This window comes from Tenacibaculum aquaeponti (assembly GCF_057221555.1).
The window spans coordinates 1094582-1115222 of the sequence record NZ_CM170147.1; the positions used below are offsets into that span (position 1 = coordinate 1094582).

At 30.8% G+C, this 20641-nt stretch carries 14 protein-coding genes; 3 read left to right on the forward strand and 11 right to left on the reverse strand.

Going from position 1 to position 20641, the window contains the following annotated elements; translation table 11 throughout:
* Positions 1 to 135: 135 nt before the first annotated feature.
* Positions 136 to 1491, forward strand: a complete 1356-nt coding sequence (locus AC2TEO_RS04870) for a hypothetical protein (protein WP_442267035.1) — start codon at positions 136 to 138, stop codon at positions 1489 to 1491.
* Between the two features lie 83 nt (positions 1492 to 1574).
* On the opposite strand, the gene serA is transcribed toward AC2TEO_RS04870, so the two are convergent.
* The 5 genes from serA to AC2TEO_RS04895 all read right to left on the reverse strand — a co-directional run bounded on the left by serA (position 1575) and on the right by AC2TEO_RS04895 (position 8987).
* Positions 1575 to 3458 carry a phosphoglycerate dehydrogenase gene (serA, locus tag AC2TEO_RS04875; protein ID WP_442267036.1) on the reverse strand — a complete coding sequence of 628 codons (1884 nt, stop codon included), beginning with the start codon at positions 3456 to 3458 and terminating at the stop codon, positions 1575 to 1577.
* A 356-nt stretch (positions 3459 to 3814) separates the two neighbouring features.
* The gene (gene ettA, locus AC2TEO_RS04880; RefSeq protein WP_442267037.1) at positions 3815 to 5506 is read right to left on the reverse strand and encodes an energy-dependent translational throttle protein EttA; all 1692 of its coding nucleotides are present in this window, start codon (positions 5504 to 5506) and stop codon (positions 3815 to 3817) included.
* Positions 5507 to 5560: 54 nt separating this feature from the next.
* A complete protein-coding gene (locus AC2TEO_RS04885; protein ID WP_442267038.1) occupies positions 5561 to 5740 on the reverse strand; it encodes a CAL67264 family membrane protein in 180 nt (59 codons plus the stop codon).
* 167 nt (positions 5741 to 5907) lie between these two features.
* Entirely contained in the window at positions 5908 to 6894 is a 987-nt protein-coding gene (gene lpxD / locus AC2TEO_RS04890; protein ID WP_442267039.1) for a UDP-3-O-(3-hydroxymyristoyl)glucosamine N-acyltransferase, read from the reverse strand.
* 65 nt (positions 6895 to 6959) lie between these two features.
* Positions 6960 to 8987, reverse strand: a complete 2028-nt coding sequence (locus AC2TEO_RS04895) for an oxidoreductase (protein ID WP_442267040.1) — start codon at positions 8985 to 8987, stop codon at positions 6960 to 6962.
* Positions 8988 to 9143: 156 nt separating this feature from the next.
* Between AC2TEO_RS04895 and AC2TEO_RS04900 the strand changes: the two genes are divergently transcribed.
* Positions 9144 to 10868 (forward strand): T9SS type A sorting domain-containing protein, encoded by a 1725-nt coding sequence (locus AC2TEO_RS04900; RefSeq protein ID WP_442267041.1) that lies wholly within the window; start codon positions 9144 to 9146, stop codon positions 10866 to 10868.
* Positions 10869 to 10932: 64 nt separating this feature from the next.
* On the opposite strand, the gene AC2TEO_RS04905 is transcribed toward AC2TEO_RS04900, so the two are convergent.
* The 6 genes from AC2TEO_RS04905 to AC2TEO_RS04930 all read right to left on the reverse strand — a co-directional run bounded on the left by AC2TEO_RS04905 (position 10933) and on the right by AC2TEO_RS04930 (position 19466).
* On the reverse strand, positions 10933 to 11415 hold the full coding sequence (locus tag AC2TEO_RS04905) for a hypothetical protein (RefSeq protein WP_442267042.1): 483 nt from the start codon (positions 11413 to 11415) through the stop codon (positions 10933 to 10935).
* 208 nt (positions 11416 to 11623) lie between these two features.
* On the reverse strand, positions 11624 to 17197 hold the full coding sequence (locus AC2TEO_RS04910) for a tyrosinase family protein (protein WP_442267043.1): 5574 nt from the start codon (positions 17195 to 17197) through the stop codon (positions 11624 to 11626).
* A 218-nt stretch (positions 17198 to 17415) separates the two neighbouring features.
* Complete coding sequence (locus tag AC2TEO_RS04915) at positions 17416 to 18138, reverse strand: pirin family protein (RefSeq protein WP_442267044.1); 723 nt, start codon at positions 18136 to 18138, stop codon at positions 17416 to 17418.
* 6 nt (positions 18139 to 18144) lie between these two features.
* Entirely contained in the window at positions 18145 to 18585 is a 441-nt protein-coding gene (locus AC2TEO_RS04920; protein WP_442267045.1) for a MarR family winged helix-turn-helix transcriptional regulator, read from the reverse strand.
* A gap of 3 nt (positions 18586 to 18588) precedes the next feature.
* Positions 18589 to 19119, reverse strand: a complete 531-nt coding sequence (locus AC2TEO_RS04925; protein ID WP_442267046.1) for an NADPH-dependent FMN reductase — start codon at positions 19117 to 19119, stop codon at positions 18589 to 18591.
* Complete coding sequence (locus AC2TEO_RS04930) at positions 19107 to 19466, reverse strand: DoxX family protein (RefSeq protein WP_299681813.1); 360 nt, start codon at positions 19464 to 19466, stop codon at positions 19107 to 19109. The genes AC2TEO_RS04925 and AC2TEO_RS04930 overlap by 13 nt, the downstream gene beginning before the upstream one ends.
* Before the next feature lie 132 nt (positions 19467 to 19598).
* Between AC2TEO_RS04930 and AC2TEO_RS04935 the strand changes: the two genes are divergently transcribed.
* On the forward strand, positions 19599 to 20552 hold the full coding sequence (locus AC2TEO_RS04935; RefSeq protein ID WP_442267047.1) for a bifunctional helix-turn-helix transcriptional regulator/GNAT family N-acetyltransferase: 954 nt from the start codon (positions 19599 to 19601) through the stop codon (positions 20550 to 20552).
* Positions 20553 to 20641 lie beyond the last annotated feature (89 nt).

Here is a 20641-nt window from a genome sequence, read left to right on the forward strand (position 1 = left end):
CTATCCATTAATCTTGTGAATTAAAACTCCATATTAATTCCAATTTTCATATCGCTTATTCCATTTTTTTCATACCTCTTAAAGTAGAACAGTAAATTTAATACATAAGAAATACTTATCATTAAAGCTTTTATTATGAAAACTGACACCACAATTTCAAAGTACGCATTAGCGTATTCAAATTATCATGATTTATTAAATAATACATTATTAGCTGAGTCTCCAAACTATTGGCAAGCTGGTTGTATTTTTGATACTGTTTTAGATTTCCTTGCTCTTTCTATTGCCAATTCTTTAGATAACACTGAAGATATTAATATTACTAAAACAGAAGCTCAAAAAGCTGTATCTGATGTTTTAGCAAAATACAATTGTGATATTATTTTTAACCAAAATGGAACACAACAAGTACCTGCTAATGTTTACTACAACGGAACAAGTACAATTCCAGGAACTGCTCAGTGTGCAAATTGGTATGACGATGCTGGTTGGTGGGGTATTGCCTGTTCTAAAGCTTATGATCCTTTTTATGAAAAATTATTTACTCCTGAAACTAAGGTAAAGGCTCAAAATATAGCTAAAGCGTGCTGGATCGCAATGGAAACAGGTACATATACACAATATGGTGGGGCTCCAAATGTATACCTAACTGCTATAAACCAAAACAGCCCTTATATTAACAAAACTGCACCTAGATACGAAGGAGGAGTTTGGCAAGCTAATTTTGGTGATCCCTTAACTGCAAAACTCGGTCCTTTTCAAGATAGTGTAGTAAATGGGTTATGGTTCACTTTATCTACTCGATTATATAAAATATCTGAAGATTTTGAATTACAAAAACGTATTTCTCCATACATTGATTCTTTTGTATCTTTTTTTAAACAATGGATAACTGATTCTGAATACAGTATTTTATTCAAAACTGGAGAGCAATCAGGACTAATTAGAGAACGATATCCTGCCTATAACAATAGTGTTCAAAATTATGGAGGAAGTACTCTAGTAAATCCTAATTCTTGGTATGAAGCAAATACATGTTGGGCAGGAGATCAAGGATTATATCTAGGTGGATTTTATGAATATTCAACGATAATCTTATCTGAAGAAAGTTTTGCTAATGAAACGATGAATGTAATTTTAAGTGGAATCCCTAATATGACTACCACTAATCCAATTACTCCCATTCAAAATAATATTATAGCTCCTTGGTTCCCTTACACTCCTAATAACGGACTTAAAGTTACTGATTCTGGTGATTATGCTTCTGGATCAGGTATCTGTATGCGTTATTTATTATATGGGTATTTAAAAGGTAGTAACCCAATCTCTGAAAAACTTTCTAACACTTCCGACCCTTTATACTCACTTATTCAAACTTCAGCAGAAGCATGTTTAAATAAAACCTATCCTCAATTTGGAAATATATCATTTGATAAATTTAATAGCCTTTCTATTTTAACTCTCTCTTTAGCTTTACAAATGAAGAAGTAATAATCAATAAGTCGTCCTAAAATAGGTTGAAAGATTTATCTTAACCTATTTTAGGACGACTCAAAAAAGCTGTAAATAATGTATTAATACAATACTCTAAAACGTATTGTTCCTTCAACATTCTTTAATTCTTGAATTACATCTTGATTATAATCTTTATCTACATCTGTAATAACATATCCTACTTTAGGATCTGTAGATAAATATTGCCCAACAATATTTAATCCGTATTCCGCAACAACTTTATTAATTTTAGCCATTACACCAGATACATTTTTATGCATATGCAAAAAACGGTGTGAATTTTGTTGTTTTGGTAAACGAATATTTGGAAAATTTACAGCATCAACAGTATTTCCTGAATTAACATATGCCATAATTTTTCCGGGTACAAAATCTGCTATATCTCTTTGAGCTTCTTCTGTACTTCCACCAACGTGAGGTGTTAAAATAACATTTGGTAATCCCTTTAACTCTGTATAAAACTCTCCATTTTTCCTAGGTTCTTCAGGATAAACATCTACTGCAGCACCAGCTAACTTACCAGATTTTAATGCTTCTGTTAAAGCAGGAATATCTACAACAAAACCTCTTGATAAATTTACTAAATGAGCTCCGTCTTTCATTTGTGAAATTTCTTTAGCACCAATGTAATTTCTATTTAAAGAGTTATCATCTACATGTAAAGTTACTACATCAGAAACAGCTAGCAAATCTACTAAAGAGTTCATTTTAGTAGCATTACCTAAAGCTAACTTATCTTCAACATCATAATAATACACATCCATCCCTAGGGCTTCAGCTAAAACAGATAATTGTTTTCCGATATTCCCATATCCTACAATACCCAACTTCTTTCCTCTTACCTCTTTTGAGCCTTGTGCAGTTTTATTCCATTCACCGTTATGAATCTCTGTGCTACGCTGAAAAACACTACGCATTAACATAATTATTTCTCCTATGGCTAACTCTACAACTGATCTGGTATTACTATATGGTGCATTAAAAACAACTATTCCATTTTCTTTACACGCATCTAAGTCAATCTGTTTAGTTCCAATACAAAACGCTCCTACAGCTAATAACTTTGGAGCATTTTTAATTACTTTTTCAGTAATTTGTGTTTTAGATCGGATTCCTATTACGTGTACATCTTGTAGCTTCTCAATTAACTCTTCTTCTGAAAGACTTCTACTTACAGTTTCTACTGTAAAACCATCATTTGTAAATTTCTTATACGCATCTGCATGTATATTTTCTAATAATAGCATTTTGATACGATTTTTCGGATATGATATATTTCTTGGCAAATCGTTTATAAATAAAAATTCATCTAAATTTGGTGTAATATAATCTGCGTTTTTAATTGTTTTTTCACGCTGAACATTTTCTGTATAAGCAAAAAATTTATCGGCTACTCCTGCTTCTTTAGTTATATAATCACTATAACCATCGCCAATTACCTGAATTTCTCCATCTAATTGTAAGCCTTGTAAGCAAGCTATTTTTCCATTGTGCACAGAAAGAACATTGTCTCTGTCAAATCCTATAATTTCATCATTTTCACTAAACTCGAAAGTATTAGCAAATACTCTTTCTGCTGGAATGTTGTATTCTGCAACTATAGGAATGATAAATTCTTTGAATCCTGCTGAAATTACATAAATATTTTCTGAATACGATTCAAAAAATTCTTTATTTCTTTCAATAGAACTGGACACTCTTTTCTTTAATTCTTGAATTAACAGATTTAAATCGGATCGCTTTGCATTAAGTAATTTTATTCTACGTTCTAACGACTGGGTAAAGGAGATTTCCCCATCAATCCCTAGGTTTGTGATTTTGATAATTTCATTAATTACCTCTTCTTTTTTTGGATTGCTTGCTAATGTTATTTCAGCTAAAACATCCAACGCTTCTACTTTTGTAAGCGTACTGTCGAAATCGAAAATATAATATTTACTCATGGCTTTTAATTATCCATTCAAGTCTGAAAATTACAATCTATTTAGTAGACATAAAACACAAATTTTGAGAAATATAATATTTTTATCAGTCTGATAATAAATATCATATATTTTATGAATATGTTAAAACTCTAATCCATAAAAAAAGATAAATTAATAAAAATTCACCTTTTAAATTTATACTTAATTTTTTCATCTTATAATTCACAGAATTGTAAATTATAGTTATTATCTATTATTATTTAATTTGTTTAAATATTAGTTTACAAATAGATTTACAAAACTTAAAGAATAAATGTATTAATAAAGATATTTTAAACATTAAAAAAGCTCACCATTTAGGTGAGCTTCAGAGATTATCTAATTAATTTTTTATACTTAATACGTTTAGGCATAATATCTCCACCCAATCGTTTCTTTTTATTTTCTTCATATTCAGAGAAAGATCCTTCGAAGAAATACACTTGAGAATCTCCTTCAAAAGCAAGAATATGTGTACAAATTCTATCTAAGAACCAACGGTCGTGAGATATGACTACTGCACATCCTGCAAAGTTTTCTAATCCTTCTTCTAAAGCTCGAAGTGTATTTACATCTAAATCGTTGGTAGGCTCATCTAATAATAGTACGTTTCCTTCTTCTTTAAGCGTCATGGCTAAATGTAAACGGTTACGCTCACCACCAGATAAAGTATTTACCTTCTTATTTTGCTCACTACCAGAAAAATTAAATCGACTTAAATATGCACGAGAATTTACTTGCTTCCCTCCCATCATTACTAAATCTTGACCATCTGAAAAGTTCTCCCAAATAGATTTATTAGGATTGATATTAGCATGGTTTTGATCTACATATGCAATTTTAGCAGTTTCTCCAACTGAGAAAGTTCCAGCATCTGGATTCTCTTCTCCCATGATCATTCTAAAAATTGTTGTTTTACCGGCACCGTTTGGTCCAATAATACCAACAATTCCTGCTTGAGGTAAATTAAACTCTAAATTCTCATATAATAACTTTTCACCAAAAGCTTTAGAAACACCAGCAGCTTCGATTACATTAGTTCCTAAACGTGGACCATTAGGGATGTAAATCTCAAGCTTCTCTTCTGTTTGCTTTTGATCTTGATTCATTAACTTATCGTAGTTCTTTAAACGAGCTTTTGATTTTGCTTGACGCCCTTTTGGTGCCATACGAACCCATTCTAACTCTCGTTCTAAAGTTTTCTGACGCTTAGAAGCAGATTTACTTTCTTGTTCTAAACGTTTTGCTTTTTGATCTAACCAAGAAGAATAATTTCCTTTCCAAGGAATACCTTCACCTCTATCCAACTCTAAAATCCAACCTGCTACATTATCTAAGAAATAACGGTCGTGAGTTACGGCAATTACGGTTCCTTTATATTGTGCTAAATGATGCTCTAACCAATGTACAGATTCAGCATCTAAGTGGTTGGTAGGCTCATCTAATAATAATATTTCAGGTTCTTGAAGTAATAATCTACAAAGTGCAACTCTTCTTCTTTCTCCTCCTGATAAAACACCTATTTTTTTATCAGGATCTGGAGTACGAAGTGCATCCATTGCAATTTCTAATTTGGTATCTAATTCCCAAGCGTTAGTTGCATCGATTTTATCTTGCAATTCTGCTTGACGATCCATTAATTTTTGCATTTTATCAGCATCAGAATACACTTCTTCTAAACCAAACATATCGTTGATTTTATTGTATTCATCTAACACTTCTACAACTTCGGCAACTCCTTCTTTTACGATTTCAAGTACAGTTTTGTCTTCATCAAGTTGAGGTTCTTGCTCTAGATATCCTACTTTATACCCAGGAGAAAAAACAACATCTCCTTGATAATTTTTTTCTACTCCGGCTATAATTTTAAGTAAGGTAGATTTACCCGATCCATTTAAACCTAAAATTCCAATTTTTGCTCCGTAAAAAAAACTTAAATATATATCTTTTAAAACTTGTTTTCCAGTTGATTGATAGGTTTTAGAAACCCTGTTCATGGAAAATATGACTTTTTTATCGTCTGACATTTATGTAGCGGTTAATTTTGTTTATAAAATTTATTTGAGAAGTAATTATTTGTTTTATACACGGCCTTTTAAAGCATTAAAAACCCAAGCTATGGCAAAGAATCCTAAACCTATTGCCGCAAAACCCCAGCCTATGTCTTCGTATCTGTATGCTCCTAATCCTATTAATAAAAATCCAATAAAAATCATTAAAAGTGTGGCGTAAGCCAACACTGTGTTTTTGTTCATTGCCATATATCTATCTTTTAATGCGCTTCCACAAATCTGGTTTATACTAAGCCTATCATTCTCTTGAGATAAACATATAAATGCCTTAGTATTTTACGCAAAATGAAATACAAATATCGAGAAATATTTATATTATTCAAGAATAAATTAACGGTTCTATATAATTGAGTTATTTATTTTCGTGCAAGTTTTCTTAGTGCAACCCATTGTTTCATCATTTCTCTTGACTCACAAGCTGGATATCCTACAACAGTTTTTCCTGCAGCAACATCTGAAATAACACCTGATCCTGCACCTACGGTAGCACCAGAATGTATAGTCGTATGATCTTTTATAGATGCACTACCTCCAATTACAACTCCATCTCCTAAAGTAACAGAACCTGCTAAACCACTATTTCCGGCCATGATACAGAATCTTCCTAAAACAGAATTGTGACCTATTTGTACTAAATTATCTATTTTACAACCGTCTCCTAATATTGTTGAGCTAAATTTGCCTCTATCTACACATGAATTTGCCCCAATTTCTACGTTATTTCCTATGATAACATTTCCAATATGAGGAATTTTTGTTAATCCTTGTTCACTTGGTCTATACCCAAATCCATCGGCTCCAATACTCACATTAGTATGAAAGATACAATTATTACCTATTTCACTTCGCTCACGAATCACTGTTCCAGACCAAACGATTGTATTAGCTCCAATCGTTGTATCATCAAAGATTGATACATTCGGATATATTATTACATTATCTCCTAAAACAACATTTTCTCCTATAAAAGAATTTGCACCAACCTTACAATTGTCACCTAATTTTGCTGTCTCACTTATTACAGCTGTAGCATGAATATCTGTAGAAAAAAATGGTAATTCAGCTTGAAAAAGTTCTAATACTTTTGCCATTGCTAAATCTGCATTTTTAACTTTAACAAAAGCTCTACCTTCTCCTGGTTCTATTGTTATTTTCTCATCTACTATGGCTGTCTTAGCTTCTGATTTCTCCCATAAACGTGCATACTTACTATTTCCTATAAAAGTGATATGATTTTTAGTTGCTTTTTCTATTTGTTCTGGAGCATGTATTTTTTCAGTACAATTACCTATTAAATCTCCTTTTAGAAAAGTAGCGATTTCGTTTATTAGATATGATTTCATGAGCGTATTATAATTCTAGTTTTTCTTGATTTTCCTTTGAAGGAAGAGTGATTCTTTATAGTTTTTTATAATTGAGAAGCTAATCTACTTCCTTGATCTATAGCACGCTTAGCATCTAATTCAGCAGCTACATCTGCACCTCCAATTACATGAACTTTAACTCCTTTAGATTGTAATGGTTGTAGTAATTCTTTAAATGGTAATTGACCTGCACAAATAATTACATTATCTACCTCTAAAACTTTCTGTTCTTCATTTTGAGTGTAATGTAAACCTTGATCATCTATTTTATCATATTGTACTTCATTAATAAATTGTACATTCTTTTTCTTTAGGTTTGCTCTATGAATCCATCCTGTAGTTTTCCCTAAATTACCTCCAAACTTTCCTTTACTTCTCTTGAACATAAAGATTTCTCTTGGAGAAGGATGTACATGTTTTTCTACACCTTCAATACCACTTCTAGCTGCTAAACTTTTATCAATTCCCCATTCATTTAACCATGCATCTATATTTTGAGAAGTACTTTCTCCTTCATGTGATAAATATTCAGATAAATCGAATCCAATTCCTCCAGCTCCAATTACAGCGACTCTTTTACCAACTTCTTTTTTAAGTTTTAAAACATCTATGTAATTCAATACTTTTTCATGATCTACTCCCGGAATTCTTGGTGTTCTAGGTGTAATTCCTGTAGCTAAAATTACTTCATCAAAATCTCCTTGTGCTAAATCTTCAGCATTTACTCTAGTATTCAACTTCAAATTAACATTGTGAAGTTCTATTTGTTTACCGAAATATCGAATCGTTTCATAAAACTCTTCTTTACCTGGAATTTGTTTAGCTATATTAAACTGTCCTCCAATTTCACTTTCACTATCAAACAAAGTAACTTCGTGTCCTCTTTGCGCTGCAACTGTAGAAGCAGCCAAACCAGCCGGACCAGCACCTACAACTGCTATTTTCTTCTTTTTATCTGTTGGTAAATAGTTTAATTCTGTTTCGTGGCAAGCTCTTGGATTTACTAAACAACTTGCTACTTTTTGTTCAAAAACATGATCTAAACAAGCTTGATTACAGCCTATGCAGGTATTAATTTCGTCGTCTTTTTCTTGTTCTGCTTTATTCACCCATTCTGGATCAGCTAAAAATGGACGAGCCATAGAAATCATATCTGCATGACCTTCTGCTAGAACTTTTTCAGCAGTTTCTGGCATATTAATTCTATTCGAAGTAATTAAAGGAATAGAAACTTCACTTTTCATCTTTTTAGTCACCCAAGTAAAAGCTGCTCTTGGTACCGAAGTTGCTATTGTAGGAATTCTAGCTTCGTGCCAACCAATTCCTGTATTGATAATTGTTGCTCCTGCTTTTTCTATTTCCTTTCCTAACATTACGATTTCATCCCAAGAACTTCCGTTCTCTACTAAATCCAACATAGAAAGTCTGTAAATAATAATAAAATTTTCACCTACTTTCTCTCTAGTTTGTTTAACTAATTCAATAGGTAAACGCATACGGTTTTCGTAGCTTCCTCCCCAATCATCGTTTCTTTTATTAGTTCTTTTTGCAATAAACTGATTAATTAAATACCCTTCAGATCCCATAATTTCGACTCCATCATAACCTGCTTCTTTTGCTAAAACAGCAGACTTAACAAAATCTTTAATTGTCCTTTTAATACCAGATTCTCTAAGTTTAAATGGTTTAAAAGGTGTTATTGGCGATTTAATTGCAGATGGAGCTACATTAAGTGGATGATAACCATACCTACCTGCATGTAAAATTTGCATACATATTTTTCCTCCAGCCGCATGAACAGCTTCTGTAATTACTTTATGTTTTTCTGCATGTTTTTTTGTACTCATTCTAGCAGAAAAAGGACCTGTCCATCCTTGAATATTTGGAGCAATTCCTCCAGTAACGATTAATCCTACTCCTCCTTTTGCTCTTTCGGCATAAAATCTGGCTATTTTATCGTATCCATTTTTCTCTTCTTCTAAACCAGTATGCATAGATCCCATAAGGATTCTATTTTTAATTGTTGTAAAACCTAAATCTAACGGCTCAAAAATATTCTTGTACTTAGTCATTCAGTCTGATTTTAAATTTTATTATGCATGCATAATAACTGCAAGATACTTTTATTTTTCGAATTTGTAAACCTTAACTTTCTTTTAATCTTATTTTTTTATGTTATAAATTAATGAAAACATAAATTTGCTAACCTTTTTATAACTAAAAAATAAATGATAAAATTTTTATTAACTCTTTTAATTTTTACTTGTACTTGTAGTTATTCTCAATCTACTTCAATTCGTATTGATGGAAATTTTGATGATTGGACTTCTGAATTAACAACCTTTACTGATACAAATGAATCTCTTGATGGTATTGATTTATTAGAATTTCAAGTAACGAACGATGCTGAATATTTATATATTAAAGTTAAAGCAAATAAAGAATTCGATTTAACAGATGGAAATATAATTCCACATAATTTTTTCATGTACTTAGACACTGATAATAATTCTAGTACAGGATTTAGAGTACGAGATGACTATGGCGCTGAACTAGGTATTCAATTTGGAGAACGTGTATTATTCAATAATTTTGTGAACACTCCAAAAACACAAGTTAATTTTTCTGAAGTAGGTTTAAGAGCTGCACCAACAGTAACATCAAAAGAATTTGAAATTGCAATTCCTAGAGCAAGTATACCTGATGGAATTAATCCATTATTTCCTTCTTCTTCGGTAAAAATCCTAATTCGTAATAGAGCTAACTTTGATTGGTTACCTAATTTAAATAGTGTATTCACTTACACCTTTGATGAAACCCCTACAACTCCTTATCAACCTATTGATATTAATAAGTCTGATAATTCTTACATAAGAATTGTAGCGTATAACACAAAATTAAATTCGTTATTAGACACCAATAAATTAGATGAATACGAACGATTAATAAAAGTTATTCAACCAGATATTATTGGTTTTGTAGAAAGTGCAGACACGACTACAGAATACATTAAATCTTTATTTGATTCGTGGATTCCTTTAGAAACTTCTAATGGATGGTATGTTAAAAAACATGGTGGAGAAGTAACTGTTTCTCGTTGGAAAATTACTCAAGAATGGGATTTAGATCGTCAATTCCCAGTACTTATAAATTTACCTGAAAAATATGGAACAGATTTATTATACACCAATGCACACTTAAATTGTTGTGGAGCTGATGACAGAAGACAAAGGCAAGTTGATGAATATGCTGCTTTTGTTTTAGATGCAAAATCTCCAGGCGGACAAATTACTTTACCAAAAAATACTCCAATTGTATATTCTGGTGATTTAAACTTAGTTGGACTTTCAGATCAATTAGCAACTTTATTAACTGGACAAATTAAAAATGTAAGTACTTATGGTTCTGGTGCACCTTTAGATTGGGATGATACAGATTTTAAACACGATAATGCTTTACAAACAGATATTCCTATGGCTTACACATGGAGATCTGATGGTTCTAATTTTCCTCCAGGTAAACTAGATTTTATTATTTACTCTGATTATGTTTTAAAAGCGGAAAAGACCTTTGTAATTCAAACTGAAGAAATGCCTAGTGAACGATTAAATTTATTTGGGTTACAAGAATTTGATACTAGCACAGCTTCTGATCATTTTCCAGTAATAGCAGATTTTTCTATTAATAGAAATACATTGAATACTGATGAAAATTTTGCTTTCATAAATAAGATTTTTCCAAACCCGGCAACTAATAAAATTAATATTCAACTTAATGTTTTTGACACATATAATATTCGTTTATACAATGCCGTTGGAAATTTAATTTTAACTACTGAAGAAGAAACAAACTCGATAGAATTAGATATTAATACTATATCTGTAGGACTTTATCATTTAGCAATTACGAATTCAAAAGGAGAACGAAAGTTTATAAAAGTCCTTAAAAAATAAAAATTAAACTTTTAATTATAAAAAAGACTGTCTAAAATTACTTAGACAGTCTTTTTTGGTTTTACTAAAACTCTATAACGATTACATCTATTATCATTCCATTAGCACATCTAATGATAATAATAATAATTATCTTTTTCCCGTGAATCGTTTTTCCTTCAAGTTTATAAACAGGCTCTCTTTCGAATCTATGCGGTACGTTAATCACATTACCATCTTCCATTCTATGCTCTGCTAAACCAACTCCTGAGAATTCATCTTTTACAATTCTGTAATCCAGTAACTCTTCCTTTTTAATATCAGATTTTTCTAAAAAGTCTTCTAAAGTAGGCTCTGCTTGTATTCCTTTTGGATTCATTGGGTATTCATGAGCTTTAACAACTCCATACTTTTCATGATAATCCAATCGTAATTTCTCTTTAGTACCTTCTCTTTGTACTAAAATAGTTTCCGTTTCTTCATTCATATCGTTTATCTCGTTTTTTTCACAAGATGTCATCATTAACGATACAATAAAAATAATTGCGATGCTTTTAAAAATTTTCATATTATTAATTTTAATCGGTTAATACGTTACAAATCTAAAACACGATAACACACTAACTAACAATAATTTAACTATTTTTAAAATCATATATCCTCCTTTTTTATGAGGAAAAACACTTTATTAAAGACACAAATTATTCAACAAAAAATCTTAATAAAAAAGCTCTTGATAAATCAAGAGCTTTAATCACAAACAAATAATTAAATTTTTAAGCCATTACAGTACCATTATTATTAGATGGACCAGTGATTACTGGGATAAAAAATGCTTCTTCATATTCATATTTACAAGAAGTCTTATAATCTATCATATCTTGTACAGTTACATTGTTAAATGTTCCTGTAGGCTCTAATTTATCACTCGTATTACTTGGTTGAACTTTATTGTTAGTTATCGTTTGGAAATCTGCCCAATATTTATCAATAAACGCATGATGCATCCAGAAAATAGGATCATTAGGAGAACCACTTGTCGCCATATCTCCTCCAATATATACATGAATTCTATCATGAATTGGAGTTTCAAATGTTCTTTGAAAACCTGCCCAATCTGGGTTGTCTACATTAGATTTCCAATGTGTTTCGATTTCAGATTTATCATTAAATCTTCCAAAGAATCTACCATTTCCTTCAGGAGTTGTGTCTCCTCCAACATTTCTAGTTACATTCCAATTTGTTAAATCTGTTGCAACTGAAATCTCTGATGGTACGCTTTGATCATTATACCAATCCCAATATGGTAAAGGAATACCTCCTTCAGCAATTAACTCATCTTCAAAAAGACATAAATATGCTCTATGCCATGCTAAAAAATTACTTAATCCTTGGTGATTTAGCATTAATCCATGAGCTCTTACAATTGCCATATTAGCCATTGTCATTGCATCTTGATGAATTTTCACAAAGTCTTGATACCTATTTTCTGTAGCAGTCACAGGATCTCCATTCGCATTTTGTTTATTTTTTAATGCTGTAATTGCGTTTGTAAATTGAGTCCATTCAGCTGAAGTAAGATTTCTATGAGATTTTCTCAATTTAATTCCAGCACCTACAGTAGTGGTTCTGTGATTACTAGCGTTTTTAAATAACTCATCAAAATTATTAGGAGCTATTAAAGGAATTAATACTCCATTATTTCCATTACTAGCTAATAAAATTTCAGAGCTAGAACCATCAGGATTGGTTGTTTTTGCTTGTAATGAATTGAATGCTCCAGAGCCTAATAAACTAGAACTCTTTTCCATAATATCATTTACATTTTCATTAGAACCAGTTTCTTTACTCATTCCTTTTAAAATAGCATCTGTTACTTCCTTCGCTTTATCATCTGATATTGTTCCTGATTTTTTCATTTCATCAACCTTCTTCATTTGCTCTAAACCTTGTAGTACTTTACTTGATGATTTTCCAGAATTAAAAGATTTTATAGCTTCTTCTGTTAAAGATTTTGCTTTATCATGATCTAACATCTTATTCTCTTTCGCTTTCTTAATTGCTTCAAGTTGTGCTCCAAGCGCAGCCATATCACCTGCTTTAGTTCCAAATGCTTGTGCTGTAGATAAAGACGCTTTTAAAGCTTCTAATGCATTTTTCTGATTTTGCTCTAATCCTGTAATATCTTTAAACGATTGTTTACCTAATAAATCTTGAAGTGCAGCTATTCCTGTTGGATTTGGTGCATCTGGTGCATTTTGAATATTTACAATTGGATTAGGGAAACTAGTTGGTGTTGTATTTAACGGTTCACTACGTCTACTATCCGTATTAATAGTACCTATCGCTGTAGGTGAATCTGGTATTGGATGCTCTTCCCATTTCCAGAACCTATCTTCCTCTTTAATTTCACAACTATTACATTTACCCATAACGGCTTCTGCAAATACTCCTTTAGTTGGAATACTTACATTAATTGGTTCTAATGGTGTTAATGGCTGGTATAATGAAAGTAAATCGATATCTCTTCCTCTGGTATTTGGGTCTAATCTGAAACCTGGTGCTACTGGCATTACTAAATTATTTCCTACAATACCAATAACTCTGTTTTCTACCACAGAAGCTACACTTCTAATAATCCCTCCAGGATAATTAGTTGTATCAGAATAATCTGTAACTTGAATACCATCTAAGAACATAAATCTACGTTCATCACTCATTGTCATCCAAATTACTTTATGATATTGCTCTAAATTATCATTTAAATGATCTTGTAATGCGTTAGCTAATTCTAAATCTTCGTTACGAGGATTTCTCATTTCAGCTCTATTTAAAGGAGTAGCAATTCTTACTTTTTCTGAATCGTCATTATAACCATAACCTACCAAATCATCTAAAATTCTAGACTTTCTGAACAAAGTACCAGAGAAATGCTCTGTTCGGTAACGCATATTACCTGAAGTAATTGTTATTTTGGTATTTCCTGGCAAAGTATCTGCTAAACTTTGACCACCACTTAAAGTAACATTTGCTGCTTTAGTTATGTTTATTGCTTTAATACTTTCTCTAGAAATTCCGTCTAATTGATCGTTTTGACGTAATGTTACATAATGTGATCTTCCATTCTGGAAACGAGTAATTAAAGAAGTATCTACAGGTAATTGAACTGTTGTTTCATTACCATCATTTCCTGTTTGAATTACCGCTTCAATCTTAAGATTTTCTACAAAAGCAGCCGCTAATTCCGGAGCTATATAATTATAAAAAATTTCATTTCTTTTATTTGCTTCTGCTGCAAAAACCCTATCTATATGCGCATCAATATTTCCAAGTAAAGGTAAAATTGGTGCTAAAGCTTGTTTTATTTTATCTCTAGTTTCTAAGAGTGTTAAATCGGATGGACTAGGAATATCGAACTTTATATTTAAACCTCCTTCAATAAAATTTAAATTCTCTTCAGCAAAAGTTCCTTCTGGTAAATCACTTCCTTCATAATCATTATCAATTCTTTCAATAGCATCAAAACCTCTTCTTAACCTTCTACTAAATACAAATCGACTTAAAGCTTCTCGCCATCTTAAAATTTTCTGACTATCAAATGGCGTCATAATTAATGGAATAAATAAACACTCTTGAACAGAAGATAAACGCTGTTGGATTTTTAAGTGACGTAACACTTCAAAATATTGCATCGTCATAGAGTGACAATGATTATAATTTGCTACTACTTCTGACTCTACCGTGAAACGTTCTCCTTGAGCAGCTGTTTGAATTACAGTTCCTCTTTGACTTCTTACAGAATTTGCAGACTGTACAGTCTTATCTCTTAGTTGTTGTAAATCATTTAAAGCTGTTGTTCTTGAAGAATTTTGCCAAGCACTAGAACTTGCTTTACTTGAACCTCCGGCTACTCCTAATAAAGCTCCAATTCCTTTAAAAATTCCTCCTATACCTAAACCAGCTCCAAATGCAGAGTTTTTAGCTGTTGAACCGCCTCGTACATTTTCTTGTAAAGAACCTCTTACAATCTCATTAATATCTCTATCTCTACTTAATGAGTTATATAAACTTTCTTGGTAATCTAAAGCTTCTGTTCTTGATGCAGATTCTCTTCTTTCCCAATCGTAAACTACAATTTGTTTCTTTTGTCCTGGAGCTAATGGTAAACTATATAATAAATCTCCCATTCCATAACCATCATTTACCCATTCTTGTTTAAATTGTAGTAAATGTCCATGCGACAATGTTATTGCTTGATAAATTGTTGGTTCTTCATCCCAATCGATAGCTGTATTTATATCTAACACATGACGACCTACAGCTTTAATTTGTTTTTGAGGTAATATTTTTCCTCTAAGTTTTTTAGCATTACTTTCATTTAATGCTTTTGTTAGTGTTGTAAATGTTACTCCCTTTTTATCATTTAGATACTTTAAAAGAATATTTTTACTAATCTTTTGCTGTCTGAAATCTGCAGTTATACTTGAGTTTTTAGATGATTCTACTTCTAAAGAAGGAATTATATTAATTACATCTTGAACAGACATATCTCCATCTTCTTCTAAAGTATACCCTTTAATGTCTGGTTCAGTAGTTCTAACAACAGTATAGAATGAAAACTCATCTACTACTCGTTTGTATGAATGGAAATCTAAAGAACCACAATCGTTACAATCGCAATCTTCTTCATCTTCTTCTGGAGTATCTACAACTAAAATTACATTTGCAGGAAAAAATAATTTCTCAACAATCTCTACATCTCCATCATCAACAGTTACAACTTTATCTCGTTCTAATCTTATAGTTACATCTATAGATTGTGCTTCATTATGACCTTTTTTTGGAATACCAACTTTAGCAAAAGCTTCAGTATAATATCCTACTGGTGTATCTATTACAAAATAACCTTCAGCTTCTGTAGTGGCAATTACAATAGGTCTGAAATCTTCTTCTTCAGGATTTTCCTTTGTTGCAGCATAAATAATTACTTGAACATCATTAAATTTTTTATCTCCTTTTGCATCTATAACTCTTCCTGATGTTTTTTTAGGACGTTCTGGTAAAGTTTCAATTCCATCTACTCCTGCTAATTGCTTAGGTGGAACTTTTACTTCAACCTCATTATTAGCATCAATATCTTGAATAGTTATGGTACGTTTTCCTATTACTTCACCACTTGGAGCTTTTACTTGCAACTCCATTTTATCAATAATTCCGTAATAATCTAAATCTACTTTAGCCTGTCCTAAAGCATTTATTACAAATACTTTTTCAATTCTTTTTACAAAATCTAAGGTGTTAGAATCTTTTATATCATAACTTAGTACTAAACGATGATCTAAATATGGATTGTTTAATTCATCTGGATCTACAACTAATTGAATTGTATAAGCTAATTCACTAGGTTTTGGTAAATTAATAGTTAATGATTTAATTCCTCCAACTTCATTGATATCTGACCAATCATATTTTTCTTCTAAAATCTTAACTCCAGTAGCTGCAAAAGCTTCAAAAGTAAGTTCTTCTACTTCACCAAAATTATCGAAAGATATATCTAAACTACTTTGAGAATTTATGTCGAATGTTTGAGATTGAGTTTGAATTCCAGAGACTCCTCTATTCGTTTTTGAAGTAACTTTTAGTTTATAACCTTCATAGTTTACACCTTGTTCTTTTTTTAAATTGACTTTTAAATCTTGTTCCAAAAAAACAGGTAAACCTATTTCTACTTCTCCTGCTTCATCTATTTGAAAAGTAGAATCGTAGATTGCCTTTCCTTCATCATCTAAAATCAATAAATTAAAATTATCTTCTAAAAAACTCGCAGATAGAAAAGGTTTAACCAAGCTTACATTAACAATTGGAGTATTTCCAATATTAAATGTTTTGCTTTTTTCTACATAATTTGTTTTTCCTCCACCTATATAGTTTCCTACTCGATAACCTACAACCAGTTTATATCCTACTAAGCTAGGTAATTTTTCATCATTAATACCTTCTAGCTTCACCTTAAACTTATATGATTCAAATACTGGAAAAGGTAATGGTTGCAATGGTAGCGTTGGATTTGCTGGTAGAATTGGATCTGGTGCTATTACAATAGGAGGTGTTGTTGGTAAACCTGGAATTTTAGGATTACTGGGGACTGCAATATCATCAAAAACTAAAGCCTCTGCTAAAGCTTCATCATAATTTTTACGAACTGCTCCTACTTTTTTTACTTCTTCAAAAGAATTCAAAACTCCGCCTGAATCTCTGAATTTAACGATCTTTTCGGCTGCTGATTTTCCTATACCCGGAATTTTCACTAGCTCCTCTTTACTTGCTTTGTTAATGTTTATTTTCTTCATTTCGATTTGATTAAACGTTATCAAACCTAATTTTAAAAACACAAAAAAACCACATGTAAACAACTAATAAACAGACATGTAAAACACTAAAAAAGAAAAAATATTTCTCCCTAAAAACAGGAGAAAAATCCCCCCAATTAATTTTAACGAATAATTATTTTATAGAAAAAATCAACCTAAAAACTAGGTTGATTTTTATTTCTAAATTTTATTAAAAATTAAAATACCATAGGTACTTCTATAAATAATAATTCTGAAGTTGTTTTTGCTTTAGTTTTGAACGAAGAAGTTTCGGAAATTCCAACAGCATCTCTATCTGAAAATACTTCATCACTAATACTTATTTCTCCTGAAATATTCATAACATAAACTCCATTATTTTCTGAAGATAATTTATAAATAAACTCATTATTTTCATCTAAATCTATTCTTGATAGTTTAGCATTTTGATGCACTTTTAAACCATCGAAATTATCATCATCGATAGAACTGACCAAAACTTGAAGTTTATTCTTTCTATCTTCAACTTTAAAGTCCTTTTGATTATACCTTGGTGAAACTCCTTCTTGATTAGGAATAATCCAGATTTGAAATAAACTTAAATATTTATCAGTAGTACCGTTCATTTCAGAATGATAAATACCTGTTCCGGCAGACATAACTTGAACTTCATTAGGATGTACATACAACCATTCATTAGAAGTATTGTCTTTATGTTTTAGTACGCCACTTAATGGGATTGTAATAATCTCCATATTTTGATGTGGGTGCGTACTAAATCCCATACTTGGAGCAATTAAATCGTCGTTTAAAACGCGTAATGCTCCAAAATTTGTTCTTTTAGGATCATAAAAATTCGCAAAACTAAAAGAGTAATTCGCTTGCAACCAACCATGGTTTACAAAACCACGAGTTTTTGCTGGAAACTTTTCTACTCGCATAATTATTTATCTTATTTTGTCTAATAAATCACTTAATAATTCAGCCTCGTCTTCAGTAAGTCGATCTAAAGGATTTAATGTATCTATTTCCTTATCTATTTCGGTTAATAACAATAAACCTTCATCTGAAATAGCCACGTATACTTCTCTTCGATCTACTTCTCCTTTGGATCTATGAATTAAATTTTTATCGACCAACTTATCCATTAAACGTGTGGCATTAGGAGCTCTTTCTACCATTCGATCTTTTACAACTTGAACTTTAATTTTATCTGCTGCTCCTCTTAAAATTCTAAGAATATTATACTGCTGTGGCGAAATACCATACGATTTAAAAAACTCTACCTCTTTAGTATTAATCCAATTTGCTGTGTATTTAATATTGATAAAAGCTTTAACTCGATGGTTATCGAAGGTCGAATGAATATCCTTACTAATATCTCCCATTTCTTACAATGCTGACTCTAAATTTTTAACTGCTTCTGATAATTGATTTAATAAATCTGAATCTACAATTTTATCTTCTTTGAAATTATCATTGAAAGAAGGTAAACTAAAGCTTCCTTTAATATCTGCTCCAAAATGAGGAAAACTATTTAAAGCTGTATTTAATACAGTTGCGCCTCCTCTACCACCTGGAGAAGTTGCTAAAACTAAAACAGGCTTATTCTTAAAAACAGTTTTATCTTTTCTAGATACCCAATCTAAAAGATTTTTAAATGCCGCCGTATAACTTCCATTATGTTCTGCTAATGAAATTATAACTGCATCACTTTCTGCTAATTCATTATTAAATTTTATTGCTGCTTCAGGGAATTCATTTTCCACTTCTACATCAATACTGTATAATGGAAGTTCATAATCATTAAGATCTAAAACTTTAAACTCATTACTTTCTAATAAACTTGCTGCAAATGTTGCTAACTTCTTGTTTATTGAATTTTTACTATTACTTCCTGCAAAAGCTATTACTTTTCCCATCTTTTTTTATTAAAATTATATGAAATTAATACTAAAACGAAACCTATTGCTGCTGCCATTTGTTCTCCATCTTTAATCATTATATGTGCAAAAAACGCTAATAAAGTATTGAAGAAAAAACCGGCATAGGCCCATTCTTTTAACGATCTGTTATTAATGAACCAAATTGTAACTAAGCCTAAAAGTTTAGCTATTGCTAAAGGATAAATAATATAAGTAGGATATCCCATACTCTCAAATGCTTTTACAATATATTCATGATTAAAAAAATACATCCCAGCAGAAAACAACATTAACAATGTTAATAATCCTGTAGATGCATAAAAAATAATTTGATTTGTTTTCATTTTAAAAATTTTACACTACAAAGATACAAAATATTTTCCATGGAAAATAAATTTTGATATTTATTTCTTTTATATTGTAATATGAAAAATTTATATATTTGCATAAGTACTTATATATTTAAATATATTAATATGGATGCTTTACAAGGAATTGGTGAAATTGGTATAGGTTCTCGACTAAAGAGATTAAGTGAATACATGATGAAAGATACTCAAGTAGTTTACGATCATTTTGGTTTTGACTTTGATCCGTATTTGTTTCCTACATTTAAAATTATTCTTCATAAAGAAGAAGTGACAAACACAGAAATAAATCAGAGTTTAAAAACCTCTCAACCAGCAACTACACAAGTTATTAATAAACTTGATAAAAAAGGATTGATTGTCCTTAAAGAACATCCTAATGATAAACGTAAAAAGTTAATTGCTCTTTCTGAGAAAGGAAAAAAATTAGCAGAGCAAATTCAACCATTATGGAAAAGTATAGAGTACACTATTAAAGACTATACAAGAATTACATCAGACTCTTTAATTGAACATATTAATAAACTAGAAAAGAAATTTATTCAAAAAAAATTTAGTGATGCTATTATGGAACATTACATTGCAAACAACAAAAAGCAACTAGAAATTATAAACTTCTCTGAGGAGTTTGCCTCTAGTTTTTACGATTTAAATATTGAATGGTTGCAGACTTATTTTTATGTAGAACCTTTCGATGAAGAAGTTTTAGGAAAACCAAAACAATATATTATTGATAAAGGTGGACACATATTTTTTGCAAAATTAAACGGCGAAATTGTAGGAACCGTAGCATTAATGCCTCTTGATGAAAACGGAACTTTTGAACTTACTAAAATGGCTGTTTCTCCTGAACATAGAGGTCTTAAAATTGGGCAAAAATTAATTACTAAATGTATAGAATTTGCTAAGCAAGAACAATTCAATAAGCTCCTACTCTACTCAAATACTTTGTTAGAAAATGCTATATATATTTACAGAAAATATGGTTTTGTAGAAGTTCCTTTAGAGGCTAATTCACCTTACAAGCGTAGCGATATAAAAATGGTATATAAAGGACTTTAAATTACGATAACGCTTGTGTGATTTAATTTTAAAACTTTAAAAAATTAAGGTCTAAATCATACATTATAACTAGTTTTGCAGCCTGAAAA